The organism is Halosimplex pelagicum (genome assembly GCF_013415905.1).
In the GTDB taxonomy this organism is placed as follows: Archaea; Halobacteriota; Halobacteria; order Halobacteriales; family Haloarculaceae; genus Halosimplex; species Halosimplex pelagicum.
In genome coordinates this window covers 351,315-375,078 of the sequence record NZ_CP058909.1, presented here as the reverse complement: position 1 = coordinate 375,078, position 23,764 = coordinate 351,315, and the positions used below count along the sequence as shown (strand labels likewise).

Genomic DNA, 23,764 nt, shown 5'->3' with positions numbered 1-23,764 from the left:
AATCGAGGAAAGAGCCGGCTGTGGCTCCCGAGTCCGACAACCCGAGAGTTGCAGAGATCAACGACCAGCTGACCCGGCGACGGATGCTCCAGAGTGCCGGGGTGACGGCGGCGGGGCTCGTTGCCGGTTGCGGCGACAGCGGAAGTACGGGCACGTCCGGTTCCGGTGGTGACGGAGGCTCCGAGTCGGGGAGCGGCGGAGATTCCGCCGACGGCGGTAGTAGCGGTGGGTCCGGTGGCGGCGACGGTAGCAGCGGTGGCGACGGAAGCACCGAGGCGGACGAGTCGACGGCCATCGTGAGAGTCGGGACGAACCAGATGGACCAGTTCCACATGAACGGAGCGTTCGGCCCGGCGAACGCTATCACGAACAGCGCCCGGTTCGGGCGCATCCTGTTCGACCCGCTGGTGAAGTACTCGGTGAACACCGGCGAGATCCATCCGGTCCACGCGCGCAACTTCGAGATCGACGGCCAGACGGCGTACGTCGAGCTGCGCGAGCAGACCTGGCACAACGGGGACCCCTACACGGCCGAGTCCATCGCTCTGCGATACGACATCCAGAGCATGATCAACGAGCACAACGACCAGGAGACGAACATGGACCGGTTTTTCACCGACTGGGAGGTCGAGAACGACTACACCATCCGGTTCGACCTGACCCAGCAGTGGAACCCCCGGTGGTTCGCGAAGCTCCTGCTCGACGAGTACCTCTACCCGTTCCACCCGGCCCACTGGAACGAGTGGCGCGACCGACTCGACAGCGCCGGGCCCGGGTCCGACGAGTTCGGCGAGGTCCTCTCCGAGCTGGGCGAACACACCGACGTGACCGTCGACGGCGAGCGGTTCGTCGGCTACGGTCCGTACAAGTTCGAGACCGTCGAACCGACCTACCTCGAGCTCTCGGTGTACGAGGACCACCGCTTCGCGGACGACATCGAGTACGACCGCATCGAGTGGAACACCCACGAGGACGAGCGGCTCGCGTGGCTCGAGGAACAGGTCGACATGGTCGACACCGGGCTCCCGTTCGGCCAGGACCTGCAGAACCAGATGCCCGCCGACGACGGGTACCAGAACTACAGCCGCGACAACAACCGACTGTTGCGGCTCGTCATGAACTCCGGCGCGAACCTCCCCGAGAACCAGAACCGGCCGACCTTCGAGCGGGAGATCCGCCACGCCATCTCGTTCACCATCAACCGCGCCAACGCCGCGGCGGCACAGGGACAGGGTATCTGGGAGCCCTGGACGCGCGTCGATACGAACCTGCACTTCAACGACATCGAGAGCGACTGGTTCCCCACCGACCAGTTCACCGCCCACTCGGACGACAACGGCGAACCCAAGCTCGACCGCGCCGAGGAGATGATCCGCGCCTCCGAGGGGTACTCCTACGAGGGAGGGACGGTTCTCAACGAGAACGGTGAGCAGGCAGAACTGGTGTTGCTGACCGCGGACTTCCCGTCGCGCGTGCCCGCGGCGCGGTCGATGGCCTCGGACCTCAACTCGTTCGGCTGGGACGTGACCCTCGACATCGTCGACGACCCGACCTTCGTCGACCGACGCAGGAACGGCGAGTTCGACACGTACATCGACCCGAGCAGCATCGACGACTCGCTCGAGAACTGGAAGTCCGGCGCCATGCTGGGATACGACCAGCGCCGGTTCCACTACCCCACGGAACTGACGGTCCCGAGCGTCGGCGAAGCGGTGCTCGACCCCGAGAACGGCTCCCTGGAGACGGTCGACCTCTCGGAGGTCATCGGGACGATGGAGTCGACGACGGACGCGGCGACACAGCAGGAGGTGCTCACCCAGCTCGGGTGGGTCTGGAACCAGTATCAGATGGCGACCTGGGTCTGCTCGCGCCCCTGGATGGGCGCGCTGCACAACGACGGGTTCGAGATCACGACCGACGAGCCGGCGCCCCGCGACAGCCCGAGCGCGAACTGGTGGCTCCTCCGCGAGGGCCATATCGCGACGACGCAGTGACGGGTCCGTGAGCCGGCAGCCCGACCCCGCGTTTCGGCTGTCGGCCGCAGCGCGAACCGACGCCGGCCCGCGATCCCCGGCCGTTCGAGTGCGCACAGCGCCGCTCGACTGACCCCAACCTGGCAGGCGGACGGCACTCGCGGCGGTCGAGCGTAACATTCAAATAGTATTGCTCTGGACTGTCGGCATATGAGATGGTTGCTCAAGCGGCTCGGACAGGTGGTGATAACCATCTACGTGGTGATCACCCTGTCGTTCGTCCTGATCCGGCTGATGCCTGGGAACGTCATCGACGCGCTCATCGCCCAGCTAGAGACCGAAGGGGTCGAGGCGAGCCAGATCCAGGCGCAGGTGACGAACCTCGCGGGGATCGACCCCGAGGACCCGATCCACATCGCCTACATCGACTACATGACGGACGTGTTGCGGGGCGACCTCGGGACCTCGCTGTGGTCGGGCAAGGAGGTGAGCGTGATGATCGCGGACACGCTCCCCTGGACGGTCTTTCTGTTGAGCTGGGCGACGTTCCTGAGTTTCTTCGTCGGGATCGCGCTCGGGGCGCTCATGGCGTACTACGAGGGCGGCCGGCTCGACCTCGGGCTCACGTCGTACGCGATGGTCGCCGGGTCGATCCCCTACTACGTCTTCGCCGTCCTGCTGGTGTTGTTCCTCTCCTACCGGTACCAGATTTTCCCCACCAGCGGACGCGCCCCGAACGGGATGACACCGGGGTTCACCTGGCCGTACATCTCCGGGGTGATCAACCACGCGGTACTCCCGGTGCTCTCGCTGGTCCTGTCGGGCGGGATCGCTTCGCTCTCGATGCGCGGCAACAGCATCCGGGTACTGGGCGAGGACTACCTGCGGGTGGCTCGACTCCGGGGCCTCTCAGACAGGACGATCGCCGTCCAGTACGTCGCTCGGAACGCGCTGCTCCCGATGTACACCGGCTTCATGATCTCCCTCGGGAGCATGTTCAGCGGTGCGGTGATACTCGAGACGGTCTTCAGTTACTACGGGATGGGGTTCATCCTGGTCCAGAGCGTCGACCACCGCGACTATCCGGTCATGCTGGGCTGTTTCATGGTGATCACGATCGCGGTCGTGGTGGCGCTTTTCGTCGCCGACCTCACCTACAGCAAGATCGATCCCCGCGTGGAGGGTACTAACAGTGACACGTACTGACGACACGGCGGCCGAGTCGGATCGGGCGGAAACGACGAGCGCTGCGAGTCCCCGGAGCGACGGCGGACAACGGACGGCTTCGCCGCTCGATGCGCTCGGCGAGGCGTCGGACCACACCGTCGAGAACACGCGCCGAGACCAACTGGAGACGCTCTACCGGTACTACGTCTACACGCCCGTCTCGGTGCTGTGGGACGACTGGCGCGCTCGTATCGGATGCACGTTGATCCTCTTCTATCTCGCCATGGGGATCCTCGGCCCGCTGGTCGTCGAACCGACGACCGTCATGGACGGTGAGCCGCTGCTCGGGCCGTTCGAGAACTGGGAGCACCCGCTCGGCACCGACAACACGGGGTCGGACCTCCTGTCGCTGACCGTCTACTCGACGGGGCCGATCCTGAAGATGATGACGGCCGGCGGGCTGTTCACGGTGACGGTGGGCACGCTCTTCGGCACCGTCGCGGGGTACAAGGGCGGGCTGGTCGACACGTTGCTGAGCACGGTCACCGACGTGTTCATCAACCTCCCGGGTCTCCCGCTGGTGATCGTGCTCGCGGCCATCTTCTCCCCGAAGAGCCCGTGGCTGATCGGGCTGCTCCTCTCGGTCGCCGCTTGGGCCGGTCTCGCCCGCTCGATCCGGTCGCAGGTGCTCACGATCCGCGAGGAGTCCTACGCCGAAGCCTCGCGGGCGATGGGGATCCCCACGAGCGCCATCATCGCGAAGGACATCCTGCCCCACCTCATGACGTACATCTCGGTCAACCTCGTCCACGCGAGCCGGAACGTGATCTTCGGTGCGGTCGGCCTGTACTTCATCGGCGTCCTCCCGTTCTCGGACCCCAACTGGGGAGTCACGATGAACCTCGCCTACCAGTACGGCGCCCACTATCGAATGGAGGCCGTCCACTGGCTGATCGTGCCGATCGTGGCCGTCGTCGGGCTCTCGATGGGCATGATCCTCCTCTCGCAGTCGCTGGACCGCGTCTTCAACCCCCGCGTCAGGGCGAGCCACGCCGAGACGGCCGACGAGGTCTCGGCCGAGGAGGGCAACGAGACGGAGACGGCCGCGTCCTCGTGGTTCTGACTGCGGCCATCACTCCGGTGGCGGTCCGCCCGTCGCGCCGGGGCGACGGTCACGGAGTCCCGAAACCGTTAAATCGCGTCCAGGTTACCACTCGCACGTTACGAATGAACGAGCGCCGACAGTGTACGACGGCCAAGTGTCATCTGCGTCCAGTGCGGCCGAGCCGCGACCGGTTCCCAGGGCGGCGCCTCGGGCCGGGAAGCGGACGCCCGACCCGGACACGCGCGGTCGTTCCGTCGAGTCGGCGGATCGGTCTGTGGAGGCGCGGTCGACGACAGGCCGCCGGTGAACCGGTCGAACCGACGCCGACCGCCGGGAGCGACGCCCAGCGGGGGTCGCGATGACGGTCTCCCAGACGGACCCCGACGACCCGCTGTCGGTGTCCGACCCGATCCTGACGGTTAGCGACCTGACGGTCCGGTTCAATATGGACCGGGGCGTCTCGCGCGTTCTCGACGACGTGACCCTCGAGATCGGGCGAAACGAGATACTCGGCGTCGTCGGCGAGTCCGGGAGCGGAAAGTCGATGTTCGCCGATTCGTTGCTCGACGCGGTCGTCGACCCGGGCGTGGTGACCGGCGACATCACGTACTATCCCGACTCCGGCGAGCCGGTCGACGTGCTCGAACTCGACAAACAGGAGCGTAATCGATACCGCTGGGAGGAGGTCTCGATGGTGTTCCAGGGAGCGATGAGTTCGTTCAACCCCGTCCGGGAGATCAGGACCCACTTCGTCGAGACGCTGAGCGCACACGACGAGCCCGTCTCGGAGGGGATGGAGCGGGCGCGCCAGCTGCTCTCGGACCTCTATCTCGACCCCGACCGGGTGCTCGACGCCTACCCCCACGAGCTGAGCGGCGGGATGAAACAGCGGGCGCTCATCGCGCTGTCGCTCGTGCTCGAACCCGAAGTGCTGGTGATGGACGAGCCGACCGCCGCGCTGGATCTCCTGATGCAGCGCTCTATCATCTCCATGATCGAGGAGCTGAAGGACAAGTACGACCTCACGATCGTGTTCATCACGCACGACCTCCCGCTGGTCGCGGGCCTCGTCGACCGGCTGGCGGTCATGTACGGCTTCGAGTTCGTCGAGACCGCGCCGCTCGAGACGCTCCTGCGCGACGCGTCCCATCCGTACACCCGGTCGCTGTTGAAGTCGACGCCCAACCCGTCGATGCCGCTCGACGCGATGGAGCCGATCGTGGGGTCGAGCCCGGACCCGGTCGACCCGCCGACGGGGTGTTCGTATCATCCGCGGTGTCCGCTCGCCGACGAGCGGTGTGGACGGGAGGACCCCGGCGGGAACCGGGTGTCCGAGGACCACGTGGTCGCCTGTCATCACTGGGAGGACGCGGCGGATGCAGTCCCCATGCCGACCGGTGACGGCGATGCCGGCGATCGCGCAGACGAGCGCACGCCCGTCGAACGGGACGACGACGGCGGGTCCGGACCCGACCCGTCGACCGAGCCGGTCGTTTCGATGCGGGACGTCGAGGTCCACTTCGAGGACGACGGGCCGCTGGACTCGATCCTCTCGGACCCGGAGGTCGTCCGGGCGGTCGACGGCGTCGACGTCGACATCTACGAGAACGACGTGCTGGTGCTGGTCGGCGAGAGCGGCTGCGGGAAGACGACGCTCGGGAAAGTCGGCGTCGCGCTGCAGGAGCCGACCGGCGGACGCGTCGAGTACAGGGGACAGGACGTCTGGCGGGCGAAAAAGCGCCTCGGCGAGATCGAGACGCCGTATCGACAGATCCGCCGGTCGCTCCAGATCGTCCACCAGGACCCGGGCAGTTCGCTCAACTCCATGCGACGTGTGAGTTCGATGCTGGAAGCGCCGCTGAAACGCTGGCAGCGGGACAAGTCCGAACGGGAGCGGCAGGAACTCGTCCTCTCGATGCTCGAATACGTCGGCATGGCGCCCCCCGAAGACTACATCGAGCGGTACCCCCACCAGCTCTCCGGCGGCGAGAAACAGCGGGTCGCGCTGGTCCGCGCGCTCCTGATGAACCCCGAGGTCATCCTGGCCGACGAGCCGGTCAGCGCGCTCGACGTGAGCCTGCGGGTGGAGATCATGGACCTGATGATCGAGCTGCAGGAGCGGTTCGACACGTCGTACCTCTTCGTCTCGCACGACCTCTCGAACGCCCGGTACATCGCCGGCAAGACCGACGGCCGGATCGCGGTCATGTACCTCGGCGAGATCGTCGAGGTCGGGACCGTCGATCAGATCATGAACGACCCGAAACACCCCTACACGCGGGCGCTCCGGTGGGCCACACCGGAGCTGGATCTCGGGTCTCAGGAGTCGGTCGAGGCCGGCGACGGACCGATGCGCCGTATCGACGTTCCCGACCCGACCGACCCGCCCCGCGGGTGTCGGTACCACACCAGGTGTTCGGAGGTGATCCCCCCGGCGGAGTACGACTTCGAGCGATCGGCGTGGAACGCGGTGATGGACCTCAAAGTCGCTATCGAGCGGGAGGGGCTCGACCGCGCGGAGGCCGAAGCGCGGATTCTCGAGGACGCGAACGGCGAGCCGACTGCCGACGGGTCGGCCGAGCCCCTTCCGGCGGCCGTGCGGGACCACTTCGGTATCCCCGAGCAACTGAGCGACCCCGACGCCGAACGCGTGTTGTCGACGGGGCTCGAACACATCGCCGAGGGGCGGACCGATGCCGCAGACGAGCTGTTCAGAACCGAGTTCGAGACGGTCTGTCAGACCCGGTCCCCGGAGACCGTGTCGGTCACGGAGGACGGTCCCGGCCGCGGTGTGGCCTGTTTCCTCGAATCGGGTCGGCCGGAGTAGTTCGGCGGACAGTCGGTGACCCCGCTTCGATAGTCCCCACAGCGAACCCGCTCTCCGGTTACAACGGGTCCCAGTCGACCGCGACGACGACAGCCGCGCTCAAAAACGACAGGGCGATCGGGATCGCCGCGAGCGTCGTCACGACGCGCGTCTCGGCGTCGAGCGTACCGAACGCGTACGAGAAGCCGAGCAACAGGACGAACAGAACGTCCAGCGTGAGGACGATTCGCGACACCTGTCGAACGAGGCCCATACCGGCAGTACGGATAACACTCGTTTAACGATTGTCATCGGTGAACAACGGGACGGCGGCCGAACTCGCCCGTCGCTGCTGTCGAGCGGTGGGGCGGGAACGTCGCTCGGATCACGCGGTCGGCGAGAACGGCTCGCCGTCCCGCCTCTCAGACGGCGCTGTTGAAGAACCGCCAGCCGAAGAAGACGAGCAGCGGTATCGCCGACACGACGGCGGCCCGGGCCTTACTGAGCTCCCCCGCTTTCGTGAGGCCGAGCGTCCAGAGATACCCGCTCACGACCAGAAAGAGGCCGCCGACGACCATCGCAGCGACGAACGCCGGTTCCCCCGCTGCGTGACTCATGAACTCCGCCAGCCCGTTCGTCTCGTGTTCGATCCGGCTGTTGATCGCCAGTTTCGGGGGCGTAGCGTCCTGTAACGCGTAGTAGCGGCCGGCGGTCCAGACGAGTCCCGTTCCGACGAACGGCGCCATCCCCCAGCCGACGATCCGAGTGATGTGGCCGAAAAGGGGGCGCCCGCCCGCTGCCAAGGCCAGGACGTACAGCGCGAACGAGAAGCCCAGCCAGAGGAGAAAGCCCTCGAGGAAGTAGTATCCGCCCAGCAGAATGACGGCGTTGATGATTTCCGACACGGCGGGACCCAGCGCGATGTACACCGCCGCCGCTTGCAGGCTCATCGCGACCGAGACGGCGCTCACGATGAGGGTCGGTATCACGAGTCGTCCCGTCGCTGCTTTGCGTTGGATAAACGGCTCCGGATCCCCGAATACGCGTACCGCCATGGACACCGGTTGTCGGACCTATCGTAAATATATTTTGCATCCGGCGAACGAAATAGCGCGCTCAGGCCCGCTCGGGACAGATCCGGTAGCCGACGGTGTGAGACCGGGTCGCGATGACGACAGCACACTACCTCGCCGGACCGTTCTACTATGTATGGGTACGTAGAGATCAGACCAGTACATAACACGTATACTATTGTAATCCACTCCACCCCACTGGCTAGAGGACCTCCATCGATCAACCATAATCTCGGTGCTAAGATTCTGAAATAGTACGAATTATTTAATTATAGTCTTATGGAGTTTTCTCCGTCGTCGGAACTCTCGTATTTTGCCATATTATTCGAAATTAGCAACGAAAATAGTAAGATAGTCTATTAAACTCGGATATATGGCTCTATCTCGTCTCTCTCACTAATATACCTGCAGTGTTCGTCTCCGGTCGAGTGATGTGGTCGTCGATCTCGCGACGCGAGTTCGTATCTCACGCTTTTGGCGATGAACGTGGAGATGACGGCCGCTAGTTGGTCGACTTCGGAGCGGACTGTGACTTCGGATGCCGATTCGCGGATATTCAATTTTATCTGATGTGTGTGTTTTTATTAATAGCTCCGTAATTTATGGTTCTGGCCAGTTCGAGATATACAGTTCCCAACGAAGGTCCTCGCTTCGAGGATCGGGCACCGCGGCACTCCCTCGCGAACGGAAAACTCGATTATCTTTCGTTAGAATCGGGCGGGTAGATTGATGTCGGGGGTCGAACGATGTCGGTGGTACTGGTGAAATAGAAATGGCGGGAATCTGGACGACGTTGGATCCGATGTCGGTCGCGATCGCCGTCGTCGCCGTGATAGGGATCGTGCCGGTCGCGATCCAGTATCGGGCGGCGTCGCGGTGGTTCGCGGTCGGCTACGCGTTGCTCGTCGTCGCGGCGCTGGCGACGAATATCGAGGACCTCGCGCTCGGCGGCGTGATGAACGGTGTCGAACACGCGTTCGGGCTGATGGGCGCCGGGATCGCCTTCTTCCTGGCGGCGTACGTCCACCGGCGGCGCGAGATCGAGGGCGACGAGGTCGACCGCGACGACGCCGGACCGGCAGCGAACCGACCGACCGACCTCGAACGCGGGGTGGCCGACGATGGTTAGTCTCACCGTCGTCTTCGACCTCGTCGCGGCGCTCGGGTTCGGCGCGGCGATCGTCTACGGCGTGCGGAACTGGAAGGACACGGATCTCGAACGCGGGTTCTGGGTCAACTTCACGTTCGGGGCGACGCTGGGGCTGCTGTGGACGGGGTCGGTCCTGCTGGAGTGGCTCGGCGTCGCGCCGACGCTGATGAACGCGCTGAGCATGATGTTCCTCGGGACGACCATCGGCGTCTACGCCGTCGGGTCGACGGGAACGATGGCCGTCGTCGACGACATGAAGACGGCGACGAAGGAGGCCGATGCGAGCCGACGGGAAGCCGTCGAGCTCCAGGAGGACGCCGAGGACGCCCGGCTGGAGGCCGAGCGGGCCAGCGAGGAGGCCGAGGAGGCCAAAGAACGGGCCGAGCGCGAGCGCGAGCAGGCCCAGCGGCTGAGCGAGACCCTGGAACGGAAGGCGACCGAGTTCGGCGACGTGATGGGTGCGGCCGCGGCGGGCGACCTCACCCGGCGGATGGACGCCGAGGCCGACAACGAGGCGATGGCGGAGATCGCGGCGTCGTTCAACGCGATGATGGACGACCTGGAGGGGACGATCCGGGAGACCCGGTCGTTCGCCGAGGATGTCGGCTCGTCGAGCGAGGAGGTCGAGGCCGGCGCGACCGAGAGCCAGTCGGCCAGCGAGCAGGTCGCCGAGTCGATGCAGGCGGTCTCGGCCGACGCCGACGAGCAGAACGACCGCCTCCAGTCGGTCGCCACGGAGATGAGCACGCTCTCGGGCGCCGTCGAGGAGGTGGCCGCCTCGGCGGACGAACTCGACCACGCCACCGGCGAAGCCGTCGAAGTCGGCGAGGCCGGCCGCGAGGCCGCCGGCGAGGCCATCGACGAACTCGACGCCATCGAGGCCAAGGCCGGCGAGACCGTCGACGAGGTGGAGTCGCTGGCCGCGGAGATGGACGAGATCGGCGAAGTAGTCGACATGATCGCCGAGATCGCCGAGCAGACGAACATGCTGGCGCTGAACGCGAGCATCGAGGCCGCCAGGGCTGGCGAGGCCGGCGAGGGGTTCGCCGTCGTCGCCGACGAGATCAAGGGCCTGGCCGGCGAGGCCGCCGAGGCCACCGACGAGGTCGAACGGCTCATCACGGACATCCAGGACTCGACGGACGACACGGTCGAAGACATCCGCGAGATGACCGACCGCGTCGAGTCCGGCGCCGTCACCACCGAGGAGGCGCTGGACGCCCTCGAGGAGATGGCCGAGACGGTCCGGACCGCCCACGACAGCATCACCGAGATCAGCGCCGCGACCGACGACCAGGCCGCCTCGACCGAGGAGGTCGCGAGCATGGTCGACGAGGTCTCGGAGATGGCCGGCCGGATCGACGCCGAGTCCGACCAGGTCTCGGCCGCCGCCGAGGAGCAGACCGCCTCGCTCACGCAGGCCACCGAGAACGCCCGCTCGCTCTCCGATCGGGCCGACGACCTCCGGGAGTTGCTCGACGGGTTCGTCGTCGGCGACGCCGCGAGCGGCAGCGACGCCGCGACTCCCGCCGCCACCGACGGCGGCCACGACCCCGGGGCGTGACCCGCGCGGCCGGCAGCGACTCGGTGCCGTTATGACGCACCGGTCCGTTCTCTCGCCACACGCGACCGACGGACCGATCCGTCACGATCGTCTTACTCAATTCTGGGACGCATCCCACATCCGGTACTCTTATCGGCGAGTGGTCGCTAGTGAGGGGTATGTCAAGTATCACGGCGTCGTCGGTGGGCCACGCCGAGCTGGCGACGCTGAAGGCGCTGGCGCTGTCGGGCGGCCTCGACGGCGACCAGAAGGTCTCCTGTTCGGCGCTGGCCGAGCGCCTGGACGCCTCGACGCAGACGGCCTCGCGGCGGCTCCAGCGGCTGGAGGAGGCCGACCTGGTCGAACGGGAGATCGTCAGCGACGGCCAGTGGGTGACCGTCACGGAGGCCGGCGAGCGCGCGCTCCAGCGCGAGTACGCCGACTACCGGCGCATCTTCGAACGAGACGCCAGCGTCGAACTCCGCGGGTCGATCACCAGCGGGATGGGCGAAGGACGCCACTACATCTCGCTGCCGGGCTACATGCGCCAGTTCGAGGACCGACTGGGCTACGAGCCGTTCCTCGGGACGCTCAACGTCGAACTCGGCGAGGAGAGCGTCCGCGAGCGCGGCCGGCTCTCCTCGTTCGAGCCCGTCACCATCGACGGCTGGGAGGACGACGAGCGCACGTACGGCCCCGCCTACTGCTACCCCGCGGCCGTCGAGGTCGAGGGCGGCGAGAGCGGGGCCGCAGCCTCCGACGACGGCGACACAGCCCGGTTCGAGGACGCCCACGTCATCACGCCCGAGCGCACCCACCACGGCGACGACCAGCTCGAGATCATCGCGCCGGTGAAGCTCCGCGACGAGCTCGACCTGGCGGACGGCTCCCCGCTCACCATCCATGTCACCGAACAGCGATAGCATGACCGGCGACGCATCGACCGCGACCGCGACTGCCACCGTCGACCGAGCGGTCGACGCGCTGCGCCGCGGCGACCCGATCCTCGTCCACGACGCCGCCGACCGCGAGGGCGAGGTCGACCTGATCTACCCCGCGGGCGCGGTCACGCCCGAGGCGGTCGCCCGCATGCGCAACGACGCCGGCGGGCTCGTCTGCGTCGCGCTCGCCGACGCCGTCGCGGCGGCGTTCGACCTCCCCTACGTACAGGAGGTCATCGACCACCCCGCAGCGGCCGACCACGACCTGGGCTACGACGAGCGGTCCTCGTTCTCGCTGACGGTCAACCACCGCGACACCTACACCGGGATCACCGACGAGGATCGGGCGCTGACGATCACCGAACTCGCCGCCGCGGCGGCCGACCCCGAGAGTGTGGATTTCGCCGGCGAGTTCCGCGCGCCCGGCCACGTCCACGTTTTGCGGGCCGCGCCGGACCTCCTCGCGGATCGGGAGGGCCACACGGAACTCGCTGTCGCGCTCGCCGGCGCCGCCGACCTGCCGCCGGCGATGGTCGTCTGCGAGATGCTCGACGACGAAACCGGTGGAGCGCTCTCGCCCGCCGCCGCCCGAACATACGCCGACCGCGAGGGGCTCGTCTACGTCGAGGGGTCGGCCGTCGTCGAGCGACTCGGGTAGGGCCGTCGGCTCGGTTTCGCGTCCGTTCCGAGCCACTGAAGACCCGTCCGTCCCCAGCCCCGACGATGACCCGCGTTTCGCGCCGCTCGCTCCTCCGTGCCATCGGTCTCGCGGCCGCCGGCGCCGTCGCCGGCTGTACGAACGACGACACCGACGGGCCGACTGGAACGCCCAACTCGGGCGATATCGTCGCCGGCCCAGGCGGGTCCTACGCCTTCGACCCCGAGGAGTACACCGTCTCGGTCGGCGAGACGGTCACTTGGTACTTCGCCAGCCCGACGCACAACGTCGGCTGTCGCCCCGGCGACGCCCCGCAGGTCACGCTGCCCGACGGCGCCGAGCCGTTCGCCAGCTACGACGACGGGGCGGTCGGGCAGACGGTTCGACAGGGCGAGACCTACGAGCACACCTTCGAGACGGCCGGCGAGTACACCTACGTCTGCATCCCCCACTCGCGCCAGGGGATGGTCGGGACGGTCGTCGTCGAGGCGTAGCCGGCCTCACGCTTCGTCGACGCCGACGACCTCGAAGCGCGCGCCCGAGCCGTCACCGTCGGCGTCGGTCGCGCGAACGTCCCAGCCGTGGGCGTCGGCGGTCTGCGCGACGATCGAGAGGCCGAGTCCGGTGCCGCCCGACGCGGTCGAGAAGCCGCTCTCGAAGACCTGGTCCCGTTGGTCGGCGGGGATGCCGGGGCCGTCGTCCTCGACGAAAAAGCCCGGTTCGCCGTCGAGGGCGCCGACGCGGACGGTCACGCCGTCGCCGGCGTGCTCGACCGCGTCCTGCTGAGCCTGCGAAGCAGGGCTCGTCGAGCCGTGCTCGACGGCGTTCCGGAACAGGTTCTCGAACAGCTGGCGGAGCCGCGACTCGTCGGCTTCGACCACCGTCCCGGCGTCGACGTCGAGCGTCGCGTCGCCGGTGGCGACGGTCGCCCAGCTCGTCCGGGCGACTCCCTCGATGTCGACGGGTTCGACCGCGTCGACGCGCTCGCCCTGGCGGGTCAGCGTCAGGATGTCCTCGATGAGCTGTTCCATCCGCTCGACCGACCGCTCGCACAGGTCGAGGGCCTCGTCGTCGTCGGTGTCGATCATCTCCAGGCACCCGGCGAGGACGTTCAGCGGGTTCCGGAGGTCGTGACTGACGATGCTCGCGAACTCCTCGAGGCGCTCGTTCTGGCGGGACAGCTCCTCGCGGCGGCGCCTGAGTTCGCTCTCGCGGTCGGCCCGCGCGAGCGCGGCCTCGGTCGTGTTCGCGAGGATCCGGGCGAGCGACACGTCCATCTCGTCGAAGGCCTGCTCGGTGGTCGCACCGAGGTTCAACACGCCGTGCTCGCCTAGGGGGAGTATCAGCTCGCTGCTGATCGGCGTGTCGGGGTTCAACAGCCCCTCGGCCGTCGAGAGGTCGTCGTAGACGCGGACCTCGCCCGACTGGAAGGCCTCCCAGGAGAGGCTCTCGCCGCTGTCGTAGGTCGGCGCCGCGCCGAGCAGGTCGGCGGCCTCGGCGGTGACCGCCGCGGGCTCGAGGGCGTCGGTCTCCGGCTCGTAGAACCAGAGCCCGTTGACGGGCATGTCCAGCACGTCACGCGCCGTCTCGACGGCCCGCTCGGCCACCGACTCGCGGTCGGGCGCCTCCATGAATGCCCGCGTCGCCTCGTGGAGCGCGCTGAGCCGCTCCTCGCGCCGCACGCGCTCGGTCACGTCCCGCGAGGTGACGACGTACCCCTCGAAGGCCGTCTCGGTCCGGTTGGTCGCCTTCGACTCGAGCCAGCGCCACTCGCCCGCGGCGGTCCGTATCCGGAACTCGATACCCTCCGTCGACCCCGGCCGCTCGACGAGGGCCGCGAACTGCTCGGCCACCCGCTCGCGGTCCTCGGGGTGGACGTGTTCGAACGCCGACTCGCCGACGAGGTCGTCCGGGTCGTAGCCCAGCACGTGCTCGGCCGCGGGGCTCTGGTACTCGACGATCCCCGCCTCGTCGATGACCGTGACGATGTCGGTGACCTCCTGGACCAGCGTCTCGTAGCGCGCCAGCTCGCGCTCGCGGTCGCGGCGCTCGGTCACGTCGCGGGTCGTCAGCAGCGCGAACCGCTCGGCCCCGCCGGCGTCGACCGGAACCGCCCTGAGGTCGACCGCCCTGGTCGGCGACTCGACCGGCGACTCGAACTCGACGTGGCGCTCCGCCGCCTCGCCCCCGACCACGGCGTCGACGGCTTCGGTCACCCGCCGCACGTCCTCCGGTTCGAGGACGCCCGTCTCGGCCAGCACCGAGAGTCGCTCCCCCTCCAGCCCGCCGTGGATCGCCGTCGGCGGTCGGTCCATCCGGTGGTCCGCGAACCGGAACCGGTAGTCGCCGTCGACGACGTAGACCCCCTCGCTCATGTGCTCGACCACCAGCCGCGGCCAGTCGACCTCGCCGGCGCGCTCGGCCGCCTCGTCGACGGGCTCGACGGTCCCGCCGCCGTCGACCCGTTCGACGGCGCCGGGCGAACCGCGGTCGACGGGCCCGGCCGACCCGACCGCGTCGTCGATCCGGTGGGTCAGGAGGGCGTACTGGTCGGGCGCGCCCTTCCGGAGGAACTCGGCCGCGCCGGCGTCGATCGCCCGTTGGGCGACGGCTTCGCTCTCCCGCGCCGCGAGGATCACCGGGATCTCCGGGTGGCGCTCGCGGACGGCGTCGAGGAGCCACAGCCCGCTCCGGTCGGGGAGCCGGGACCCGGTGACGATGCAGTCGACCCGCCCTGTGTCGAGCCGGTCGAGCGCCTCGTCGGCCCGCTCCACCGCCGTCACGTCGAACGGTCTCGCCGCCTCTTCGAGCCGCTCGACCGCCGTCTCCGTGAACGCCCGGTCGTCGTCGACGAGCAGCACACGGATCGACTGCGTCATACCGTCTCTCTGGCGATCGATCCTGAAATAGCTACGGGAACGAGTCTCAGCGCGGAGAACACGGTCGCCCGCGACGCGACCGGCCCCGGACGGCGGTCCGCGAGGAACCGCGCCTACAGGTGTTTCAGCGAGAACCACCCGCCGCCCAGGACGAAGAACAGCCCGAAGGCGGCGGCGAACAGCGGCGTGTTCGTCGTCCGGTTCTGCAGGAACGCGTCGCCCGGCCGGTCGGGCGCGACGTAGGCGGTGGTCGTCGCGCCCTCCTCGTACTCGGCGACGACCTCGCGGGCCGCCGACTCCGTGTCGTAGGTCGGCGATATCGACGCGGGGAAGACGCTGGTGCTCTCGTAGGCCGTCCCCTCGTACTCGTAGGTAAAGCGGACCGTCGGCTCGTGGTCGACGCCGCGTCTGGCCGAGGTCGTCTCGACGCCGACCGACTCGACCGTCGCCGTCACTTCGACCGAGTCCCGCACCGCCTCGGACTGCTGAACGTAGTCGTAGCCGCCGTAGCCGGTGATCGCCAGCCCCACGAGGAGCAGGAGCAACGCCCCGCGGAGCGACTCCGGCCCGTCGATCGACAGCCCGGAATCGTCGCTCACGCCGCTCCCCTCCCGACTCCGGTCGGCGCCGCGGCGACCGCCGTCCGGGCGTCGGTGAGCGCCGTCGTGGAGGGCCCGCTCGCCGATGCCGAGTACGGACCGACGATCCGTCGCGTCCCGTCCGTGCCGCTCGGAGGCCGCTCGCCAGTCGTCGTCATGTCGGGTTCGTCGGCGCGTTCCGTGAAAAGCCCTCCCGTAACTCGGGCGTCTGTTTGTGTTACCGGGTCCCAGGCGACCGTCAACACTCTTACCAGCGGGGTCGCAACGTTCGATATGGTCAGCACGCGCAGCCGCGACGCCGGCGGACCGACAACGTATAAATCGACGGGGACCCTCACCGGGAGGTACGACCAATGAGCGAGCGCCCAGCAATGTTCCAGGGCGTCGACGAACTCTGGATGGACGGCGAGTTCGTCGACTTCGACGACGCACAGATCCACGTCCTCACCCACGGCCTCCACTACGGCTCGGGGGTCTTCGAGGGCGTCCGCTGCTACGACACGGTCGACGGCCCCGCCGTCTTCCGCTGGGAGGAACACCTCGAACGGTTCTACCAGTCCGGCAAGCCCTACGATCTGGACATCCCCTTCGAGCCCGAAGAGCTCACCGAGGCGACGATCGAACTGATCCGCCGGGAGGAGTTGGAGTCGTGTTACATCCGGCCGATCGCCTTCTACGGCTACGACTCGCTGGGCGTGAGTCCCGGCGACTGCCCGACGAAGGTCGCCATCGGCGCCTGGCCGTGGGGCGCCTACCTCGGCGAGGACGCCCTCGAAAACGGCGTCGACGTGATGGTCTCCTCGTGGCGCAAGCACGCCTCCAGCCAGATCCCGACGAACATGAAGACCACCGGCCTCTACGTCAACTCCATGCTCGCCACCGAGGAGGCCAAGGGCAACGGCTACACCGAGGCGATCGTCCTCAATAAGGAGGGCAACGTCGCCGAGGGCCCCGGCGAGAACCTCTTCCTGGTGCGGGACGGCGAGATCTACACGCCCGGCCTCGCCGAGTCCATCCTCGACGGCATCACCCGCCGGACGGCCATCGAACTCGCCCGCGACCTGGGCTACACCGTCCACGACCAGGCCACCATCTCCCGGGGCGAGCTGTACACCGCCGACGAGCTCTTCTTCACCGGGACCGCCGCGGAGGTCACCCCCATCCGCAGCGTCGACGACAACGTCATCGGCGAGGGCACGAAGGGCCCGGTCACTGACGAGATCCAGGACCAGTTCTTCGACCTCGTCGAGGGCCGACTGGACGGCTACGACGACTGGTTCACGTACGTCTAGCGCGGGCCGTTCGCCGATTCCCGCTCGGGAGCGCGCCGCCGGCGGCCGCCCACCGTGGCGGGGTGGCTAAACAATTAGGGGTAACTGTCACGGGCGTTTACGCCCGAAGTCGGATAGATGCAACCGACGAGTACGACCGGTAGTCGCGACTGGCGTATACGGGACTGCGAGCACGGGACGCCCACAGGGGTGGTCGCCGGATGGCGCTGACCACTCGCCTGCGTTCCGTGCTGAGCGACGCCCGCGAGCGCGCCGGTGGCGGCGACACCGCGACGACCGACGACCCGGCCGAGGGCGGCGAGCCGACCGCGGAACCGACGGCGAGCTTGTTCGAGTGTCCCGCCTGCGGGACCGTCTACGTCGCCGAGGAGAAGTCGACCTGCTCGTCCTGCGACGAACCCGTCGAGGAGGTCTCGGCGACGCTCTCCCGCGAGTAGCGGGGGCGGAGGCGGGCGCCGCCGGCGCGCTCTCAGTTCCCCTCGTCCGACGTGACCGCGTCGGCGCCGTCGGTCGCTTCGCCGGGGGCGTCGTCGGATCGCCCGTCGGACCGCTCGCCCATCCGCGCCTCGACCCGTTCGAGCGCCTCTCGGGTCGCGCGTAGCTCCGCGACGAGTTCCTCGAGCTGGTCGGCGCTCGCGGCCCGCCGACCGGGCGCGCGGTCGTCGCTGCCTCCCCCGGTTCCGTCGCGGCCGCCGCCCCCGCCGAACTCCCGCTGGACCCGCGAGATCTCCTCGCGCACGTCGCGAGCGTCCTCCACGTCGTCGAAGGAGATGTCGGCGCCGGAACTCCCGGCGGTGCTGATCTCGATCGTGCCGAAGCCCAGCTGCGTGCCCCAAAAGGACTGGGTGAACTCCGTGTTCTGGATGCGGTCGAGGTCGACGCTCTCGATGTTGGTGCTGAGGATCCCCTGTTTGACGTACAGCGAGCGGTTGGTCACCACGTAGTCGGTGTGTTTGATCCCCAGGTACGACAGCGGCGAGAACAGGAGGATGACGATCCCGATGAGGAAGGGGATCAGGACCACGCCCGTCACGAGCGTGCCGACCATCCGCAGTTTGGTGGGCTCGCCGACCCAGACGACCTCCTCGCCGGGCTCCAAGGAGAGCCACTCCGACACGTCGGAGTCGGTCGCCGCCGCGGCGCGGTCGGTCAGCGAGTCGCCGGCCTCTCCGTCGGCGCTCGCGTCGGAATCGCCGCTCATGCGTGCTCCTCCATGCGCTCGGCGACCGCACGCAACTGCCTCGCCTCTTCCAGCAGCGCCTCGACGGTCGCGTCGTCGAGCGCGCCGGCGGTGGGCGCCGGGCCGTCCTCGCCCGCCCCGCGCTCGTCGGCGGCGCGGACCTGCGCCTGGAGCGCGTCGCGGAACGCCTCGGGGTCGTCCAGATCCGAGACGGCGAGATCCGCGCCGCCGCTGCCGGCGGTCGAGACGGCGACGGTCCCGTAGTCGAAGAGGTTGCCGGTGATATCCTTGCGCAGCGTCGTGTTCTGGACGCGGTCGACGCCGACGCTCGTGACCGTCTCCGAGAGCACGCCCGTCTTCAGGTAGATCCGACGGTCGGTCAGCACGTAGTCGGTGTGGTCGACCTTCAGATACGCCCAGGCGACGGTCGCGACCTGCGAGGCGACGATCAGCGCCGCGACGCCCCAGACCGCGAGGCCGGGGGCCACCGGGAACTCGGCGGGGTCGAGTGCCACCTGCGTCGTGACGAAGACGGCGCCCGCGAGGGCCAGTATCGACAGGACCGCCGCCCCCGCGGCGGTGCCGACGATCCGCCAGACGCGAGGCTGGCCCGTCCAGACGACCGACTCGTCAGGGTCGAGCGAGAGCCACTCGTGTTCCTCGTTCATATCACGTCAGTGGCACGCTCGCCGGGATAAAACCACGGGACCGTCCGATTCGGTGGGTCGCCGCGCGGTGTGGTCCCCGCCTTCGATCCGGACCCGGACGAAAAAGGCGCCTGGCTCCCGCAGGACCCCTTCAACGACGCTGCGCTCGTCGGCCGCGACCCGGTACTCGTCGGAGCGCTCCCGGATCGGTTCCGCGGCTGGCGTCTCCACCGTGGATTCCGATGGGACCCCATCCCGGTCGGCGCTCGTCTGCTCGACGGTTACGGAAGTCGAGAGACAGCGGCCGCACTTGATGGAGACCGCGGGCGATGAAAGCCCTCGGCGCGCTCGCTAGCCGGAGTCACGACCGCGGGGAACAGTGAACGATGAAAGCCCTCGCCGCGCTCGCGGTCGCTGAGCGAGATATCCGCGCTCTCGGCACCGCCCGCGCGGATAGTGCCCGCTCAGGCGACTACCGGCGCGAGCGCGCCTCGCCCTTTCAGTCCGCCAGGGACAACACCGCGACCGCACCGCGACCGCAGACGGCCACGAGCCTCCCCAACCGATTCGCTCGTTCGTTCCACTCACTCTCTCATCCCTCGCGCGACTGTTTCGAGCGGCCCGCCAGGAGACGGGCACGCTCGACAGCACGCGCCGACCGCACTGCCACCCCAAATGCAACAGCCGTCACCTGCACTGAGCATCCGCGCGCCGGCGGCGCGCGGTTCGTCCGCCGGAGCGGGGCGAAGCCCCGCGGAGGCGGCCTTTTTCACCCATGTTTTTGGCGGAGGGGTGGGCGCGGTTTGCCCACCCCTCCGCGAAAAAGATGGTGGAGCAACCTTGATTGGGCCTCGCTTCGACGCCTCGCACATGAGCGACGACTGCATCTTCTGTTCGATCGTGGCCGGGGAGATCCCGAGTCGCACCGTCTACGAGGACGACGACGTGCTGGCCTTCCTCGACGCGAACCCGCTCGCGCCGGGGCACACGCTCGTCATCCCGAAAGCCCATCACGAACACGTCCAGGACATGCCGAACGACCTGGCGGCGGACGTGTTCGCGGTGATGCAGCGGCTGGTCGACCCGGTCGAATCGGCGGCCGGCGCCGACGGCTCGACGGTCGCGTTCAACAACGGCGAGGTCGCGGGCCAGGAGGTCCCCCACACGCACGGTCATATCGTCCCGCGCTTCGATGACGACGGCAGCCGGCCGATCCACTCCATCTTCGGCGAACGGCCCGACCTGGACGACGACGAACTCGACGATATCGCGGCGAGCATCTCCGAGCGCGCCGAGTGAGTCCGGACCGGGCGGAGTACTGCTCCTCGCCGACCCTCGTCCGACGCGTAGGTTTTTCAACTAGCAGGCGACCAAGCGGGGGTATGACCGGAACGCAGGGGAGCGGCGAGTGCTACGCGGTGGTCGGGGGCGTCGGCGGCGCGGGCGCGACGCGGCTGTCCGTCGAGTTCGCGGCGACGCTGGCGCGGGCCGGCCGTGACGCGGCGGTCGTCGACGCGGCGTTCGCGACCCAGGGGCTGTCGGCGTTCGTCCCCGAGCGGATCGAACCAGACGTGACGCGCGTGCTGACCGACGACCGGCCGCTGGCCGAGGTGGAGACGCGGCTCGGGCTCGACGTGCCAGGGTCGGTGACCGTCGCGCCGGCGCGGACGCCGTTCGAGCGGCTGGCGCGCGCGAAGACCAGCGAGTGCGCCCGCAGACTCGCCGAGCGGCTGTCGGCGGCGACCGACCGCTACGACGCCGTCTTCGTGGACGTGCCGCCCGTGGGGGCCAACCAGGCGGTCGCGGCCGTGACCGCCGCCGACGCCGTGGCGCTGGTCGTCCCCGACGCCGAGCGCGGGAGCGACGCCGTCCCCCGGATGTGCGACCGACTGGCGGACGTGGACGCCGCGGTCGACACCGTCGTCGCGAACTTCGCGGGCGAGAGCCGGACTGTCGAGGCGGCCGACGCGGTCGTCCCGGCGGGCGAGACGGGGGCGCTCTCCGAGGCACCGGCCGCCGTCGAACCGACCGAGTTCGCCGTCGCCGTCGCGTCGGCGGTCGAGGCGCTCACCGACGCCGACCTCGACTTACCCGAACCGGAGTCCTCGTCGATGACCGACTATCTGCCCGGGTAGCCGCCGCTCGATTCCCGTCGCGCCCGGATCGTCCACGCGTCGACCCGAACAGCCCACGCATCGACCCGAACAGCCCACTCGTCGACCCGAGCCCCACACCGTCAGCGACGGGGCCGGCACGACGGAACTGACCGTCCGTTTCGATCGTGTCGGTATGTGTTTTAATCCTTGAAGGGATAGTGTTTAGTGTAGGACGTATAGATTAGTAGACGACAGAATGGTTTGTGTTCGTCTACATTGTCGTGGAAGATCGGGACAAACCGAAACGCCGGCGCGGTCGGGGGCGATCGAGTCGTGAGCGACTGGGTGCCGACGACGTGTATGCGCTGTGCGGTCGGCTGCGGGCACCTCCAGCGGGGGGCGGATATCGGGAACGGGATCGACGTGGTGCGCGGCGACGCGGCCCACCCGGTCAACGAGGGGCTTGCCTGCCAGCGCGGCGTGCGCGAGACCTCCGACCCCGAGGGGGAGTGGTTGACCCGACCGATGGTGCGTCGCGACGGCGAGCTGGTCTCGACGACCTGGGACGTGGCGCTGTCGGAGGCGCTGCAGGCGTTCCAGGGGATCGAGATGCCCGACGGCGAGGTCGCGGTCATGGGCAGCGGCCAGCAGACCAACGAGGCCGCCTACGCGCTGGGCAAACTCGCCCGCGGCGGCTTCGGGACCCGCTACTACGACGCCAACACGACGCTGTGTATGGCCAGCGCCGTCACCGCGTACTACCAGGCGTTCGGCAGCGACGCGCCGCCCTGCAGCTACGACGACATCCCGGAGGCCGAGGCCCACGTCGTCTGGGGCGCGAACCCGGCGGCGGCCCACCCCGTCATGTTCCGGTGGATCCGCCAGGCCGCGAGCGAAGACGGCGTCGAGCTGATCGCCGTCGACCCCGTCGAGACCGAGACGGCCGGCCACGCCGACGCCCACGTCGCGCCCGAACCCGGGCAGGACCTCGCGCTCGCGCGGGCGGTGCTCGCCCGGGTCGACGAGACCGACCGCGTCGACACCGAGTTCGTCGCCGAGGCGACCGAGGGGTTCGACGACCTCCGGGCGGCGCTGCCCGACAGCGAGTCCGCCGCCGAACAGGCGGGCGTCTCGATGGACGACGTGGACCGCCTCGCCGACGCCTTCGCGCGCGACGCGCTGTGTTACTGGGGGATGGGCGTCAACCAGCACGTCCAGGGGACCGACATCTCCCGGGCGCTGATCGACATCTGTCTCGCGACGGGGAACCTCCGGCCGGGGAGCGGCCCGTTCTCGCTGACGGGACAGGCCAACTCGATGGGGACCCGGGTCTGCTCGTGCAAGGGGTCGTGGCCGGGTCAGCGCCCGTTCCAGGACCCCGACGAGCGCGCGTTCGTCGCCGACGAGTGGGGCGTGCCCGTCGACCGGCTCCCCGACGACGCCGGTCCCGGCCCCGTCGGGACCTTCGACGCGTTCGGCGACGAGGTCGCGGTCGCCTACACCGTCGCGACCAACCCGGTCGCGGGGATGCCCGACGCGAGCGCGGCGAAGGCGGCGCTGGAGGACACGTTCCTCGTCGCCCAGGACGCCTTCCGGACCGAGACGACCGAACTCGCGGACGTAGTCCTCCCGGCGGCGACGTGGGGCGAGTCCGAGGGGACGGCGATGAACATGGAGCGTAGCGTCTCGCGCGTGCGTGCCGCGACCGAAGCGCCCAGCGGCGTCTGGACCGACCTGCGGATCATCTCGACCATCGGCGCGCGGCTGTTCCCCGAGCTGTTCGACGACCCGGACCCCGACCCGGAGACGCTGTTCGACGAGTTCGCCGGGATGACCGCCGGCAGTATCGCCGACATGTCCGGGATCACCTACGACCGGCTCGACGACCTCAAGGCGCTGCGCTGGCCCGCGCCCGACGCCGAGACGGACGCCGGTTACCGCTACTACGACGGCGACGACGGCAACCGCGGGTACGTCCCGAGAGACGGCGACAACGGGGTCGAACCGGAGCCGAACACCGGCGAGGAGTCGTGGTCGTTCCCGACGCCCAGCGGGAAGGCCGGCTTCTCGACGGCCCGCCAGGAGGGGCTGCCCGAGCCGGTCGACGACGACTACCCGCTGACGCTGACGACCGCCCGCGAGTCCGAGCAGTACAACACGGGCGTCCGCTCGCGGGACGTCGACGACCTCGACCCGGTCGTCGCGCGGGTCAACCCCGAGACCGTCGCCGCGAGCGACGCCGTCGATGACGGTACCGTCGTCGTCGAGACGCGTCGGGACGCGGTCCCGGCGACGGTCGACCCCGACCCGGCCGTCCCCGAGGGGCTGGTCTGGCTGCCGATCCACCACCCGGCGACCAACCGCCTCACCGTCGACGCGCTGGATCCCCAGTCGAAGGAACCGAACTTCAAGCAGTGCGCCGTCCGGCTCGTCGCGCCCGCCGACCGGGCGACCGCGGCGGCCACCTCGCCCGCGCGCGCCGACGACTGACGAGCGTCGGCCCCGTTCTCCGCGTTCGTCTCCCTCCACAGCGACGGCCACAGCGGGGCTGTACGGCCGATCGTCCGGTCCTGCACGGCACGCGCTCGGCACGCGCCGCCGCTCGACGCCGCCGCCGCGACCCGAGCGCGACCGACGCCCGAAACTCGACGCCCG

General features: G+C 68.8%; 21 protein-coding genes. 14 read left to right on the top strand and 7 right to left on the bottom strand.

Annotated elements, in window-relative coordinates; translation table 11 throughout:
- Nucleotides 1-20 precede the first annotated feature (20 nt).
- From HZS54_RS01965 to HZS54_RS01950, 4 genes are all read left to right on the top strand, one after another.
- Entirely contained in the window at nucleotides 21-1,994 is a 1,974-nt protein-coding gene (locus HZS54_RS01965; RefSeq protein ID WP_179920297.1) for an ABC transporter substrate-binding protein, read from the top strand.
- 189 nt (nucleotides 1,995-2,183) lie between these two features.
- Nucleotides 2,184-3,179, top strand: a complete 996-nt coding sequence (locus HZS54_RS01960) for an ABC transporter permease (RefSeq protein ID WP_179920296.1) — start codon at nucleotides 2,184-2,186, stop codon at nucleotides 3,177-3,179.
- The gene (locus HZS54_RS01955; protein WP_246391750.1) at nucleotides 3,166-4,263 is read left to right on the top strand and encodes an ABC transporter permease; all 1,098 of its coding nucleotides are present in this window, start codon (nucleotides 3,166-3,168) and stop codon (nucleotides 4,261-4,263) included. Before HZS54_RS01960 ends, HZS54_RS01955 begins: the two co-directional genes overlap by 14 nt.
- A 340-nt stretch (nucleotides 4,264-4,603) precedes the next feature.
- The gene (locus tag HZS54_RS01950; protein WP_179920295.1) at nucleotides 4,604-7,072 is read left to right on the top strand and encodes an ABC transporter ATP-binding protein; all 2,469 of its coding nucleotides are present in this window, start codon (nucleotides 4,604-4,606) and stop codon (nucleotides 7,070-7,072) included.
- Nucleotides 7,073-7,130: 58 nt separating this feature from the next.
- Here HZS54_RS01950 and HZS54_RS01945 read toward each other — a convergent pair whose 3' ends face one another.
- Together HZS54_RS01945 and HZS54_RS01940 are read right to left on the bottom strand one after the other, a co-directional pair.
- Entirely contained in the window at nucleotides 7,131-7,325 is a 195-nt protein-coding gene (locus HZS54_RS01945; protein WP_179920294.1) for a hypothetical protein, read from the bottom strand.
- 148 nt (nucleotides 7,326-7,473) lie between these two features.
- Complete coding sequence (locus HZS54_RS01940; RefSeq protein ID WP_179920293.1) at nucleotides 7,474-8,106, bottom strand: YIP1 family protein; 633 nt, start codon at nucleotides 8,104-8,106, stop codon at nucleotides 7,474-7,476.
- Nucleotides 8,107-8,926: 820 nt separating this feature from the next.
- On the opposite strand from HZS54_RS01940, the gene HZS54_RS01935 reads away from it, so the two are divergent.
- From HZS54_RS01935 to HZS54_RS01915, 5 genes are all read left to right on the top strand, one after another.
- A complete protein-coding gene (locus HZS54_RS01935; RefSeq protein ID WP_218927114.1) occupies nucleotides 8,927-9,253 on the top strand; it encodes a hypothetical protein in 327 nt (108 codons plus the stop codon).
- Complete coding sequence (locus HZS54_RS01930) at nucleotides 9,246-10,838, top strand: methyl-accepting chemotaxis protein (protein WP_179920292.1); 1,593 nt, start codon at nucleotides 9,246-9,248, stop codon at nucleotides 10,836-10,838. The genes HZS54_RS01935 and HZS54_RS01930 overlap by 8 nt, the downstream gene beginning before the upstream one ends.
- A gap of 158 nt (nucleotides 10,839-10,996) precedes the next feature.
- Complete coding sequence (locus HZS54_RS01925) at nucleotides 10,997-11,740, top strand: DUF120 domain-containing protein (protein WP_179920291.1); 744 nt, start codon at nucleotides 10,997-10,999, stop codon at nucleotides 11,738-11,740.
- 1 nt (nucleotide 11,741) lies between these two features.
- A complete protein-coding gene (gene ribB, locus HZS54_RS01920; RefSeq protein ID WP_179920290.1) occupies nucleotides 11,742-12,416 on the top strand; it encodes a 3,4-dihydroxy-2-butanone-4-phosphate synthase in 675 nt (224 codons plus the stop codon).
- 65 nt (nucleotides 12,417-12,481) lie between these two features.
- Nucleotides 12,482-12,910: a plastocyanin/azurin family copper-binding protein gene (locus HZS54_RS01915; protein ID WP_179920289.1), complete on the top strand. Its 429-nt coding sequence runs from the start codon at nucleotides 12,482-12,484 to the stop codon at nucleotides 12,908-12,910.
- Between the two features lie 6 nt (nucleotides 12,911-12,916).
- Here HZS54_RS01915 and HZS54_RS01910 read toward each other — a convergent pair whose 3' ends face one another.
- From HZS54_RS01910 to HZS54_RS01900, 3 genes are all read right to left on the bottom strand, one after another.
- A complete protein-coding gene (locus HZS54_RS01910; protein WP_179920288.1) occupies nucleotides 12,917-15,295 on the bottom strand; it encodes a hybrid sensor histidine kinase/response regulator in 2,379 nt (792 codons plus the stop codon).
- 113 nt (nucleotides 15,296-15,408) lie between these two features.
- The gene (locus HZS54_RS01905) at nucleotides 15,409-15,894 is read right to left on the bottom strand and encodes a DUF3592 domain-containing protein (protein WP_179920287.1); all 486 of its coding nucleotides are present in this window, start codon (nucleotides 15,892-15,894) and stop codon (nucleotides 15,409-15,411) included.
- Entirely contained in the window at nucleotides 15,891-16,052 is a 162-nt protein-coding gene (locus HZS54_RS01900; protein ID WP_179920286.1) for a hypothetical protein, read from the bottom strand. The genes HZS54_RS01905 and HZS54_RS01900 overlap by 4 nt, the downstream gene beginning before the upstream one ends.
- A gap of 195 nt (nucleotides 16,053-16,247) precedes the next feature.
- Between HZS54_RS01900 and HZS54_RS01895 the strand changes: the two genes are divergently transcribed.
- Nucleotides 16,248-17,186: a branched-chain amino acid transaminase gene (locus HZS54_RS01895; RefSeq protein WP_179920285.1), complete on the top strand. Its 939-nt coding sequence runs from the start codon at nucleotides 16,248-16,250 to the stop codon at nucleotides 17,184-17,186.
- A gap of 200 nt (nucleotides 17,187-17,386) precedes the next feature.
- Entirely contained in the window at nucleotides 17,387-17,623 is a 237-nt protein-coding gene (locus tag HZS54_RS01890) for a hypothetical protein (protein WP_179920284.1), read from the top strand.
- A 32-nt stretch (nucleotides 17,624-17,655) separates the two neighbouring features.
- Here HZS54_RS01890 and HZS54_RS01885 read toward each other — a convergent pair whose 3' ends face one another.
- Together HZS54_RS01885 and HZS54_RS01880 are read right to left on the bottom strand one after the other, a co-directional pair.
- The gene (locus HZS54_RS01885; RefSeq protein WP_179920283.1) at nucleotides 17,656-18,387 is read right to left on the bottom strand and encodes a PH domain-containing protein; all 732 of its coding nucleotides are present in this window, start codon (nucleotides 18,385-18,387) and stop codon (nucleotides 17,656-17,658) included.
- Nucleotides 18,384-19,034, bottom strand: a complete 651-nt coding sequence (locus HZS54_RS01880; protein ID WP_179920282.1) for a PH domain-containing protein — start codon at nucleotides 19,032-19,034, stop codon at nucleotides 18,384-18,386. The genes HZS54_RS01885 and HZS54_RS01880 overlap by 4 nt, the downstream gene beginning before the upstream one ends.
- Before the next feature lie 849 nt (nucleotides 19,035-19,883).
- Between HZS54_RS01880 and HZS54_RS01875 the strand changes: the two genes are divergently transcribed.
- The 3 genes from HZS54_RS01875 (at nucleotide 19,884) to nasA (ending at nucleotide 23,599) form a co-directional block, all read left to right on the top strand.
- Nucleotides 19,884-20,312: an HIT family protein gene (locus HZS54_RS01875; RefSeq protein ID WP_179920281.1), complete on the top strand. Its 429-nt coding sequence runs from the start codon at nucleotides 19,884-19,886 to the stop codon at nucleotides 20,310-20,312.
- Between the two features lie 83 nt (nucleotides 20,313-20,395).
- A complete protein-coding gene (locus HZS54_RS01870) occupies nucleotides 20,396-21,148 on the top strand; it encodes a ParA family protein (RefSeq protein ID WP_179920280.1) in 753 nt (250 codons plus the stop codon).
- Nucleotides 21,149-21,442: 294 nt separating this feature from the next.
- Nucleotides 21,443-23,599, top strand: coding sequence for an assimilatory nitrate reductase NasA (gene nasA / locus HZS54_RS01865; RefSeq protein ID WP_179920279.1), 2,157 nt, complete (start codon nucleotides 21,443-21,445; stop codon nucleotides 23,597-23,599).
- Nucleotides 23,600-23,764: the final 165 nt, after the last annotated feature.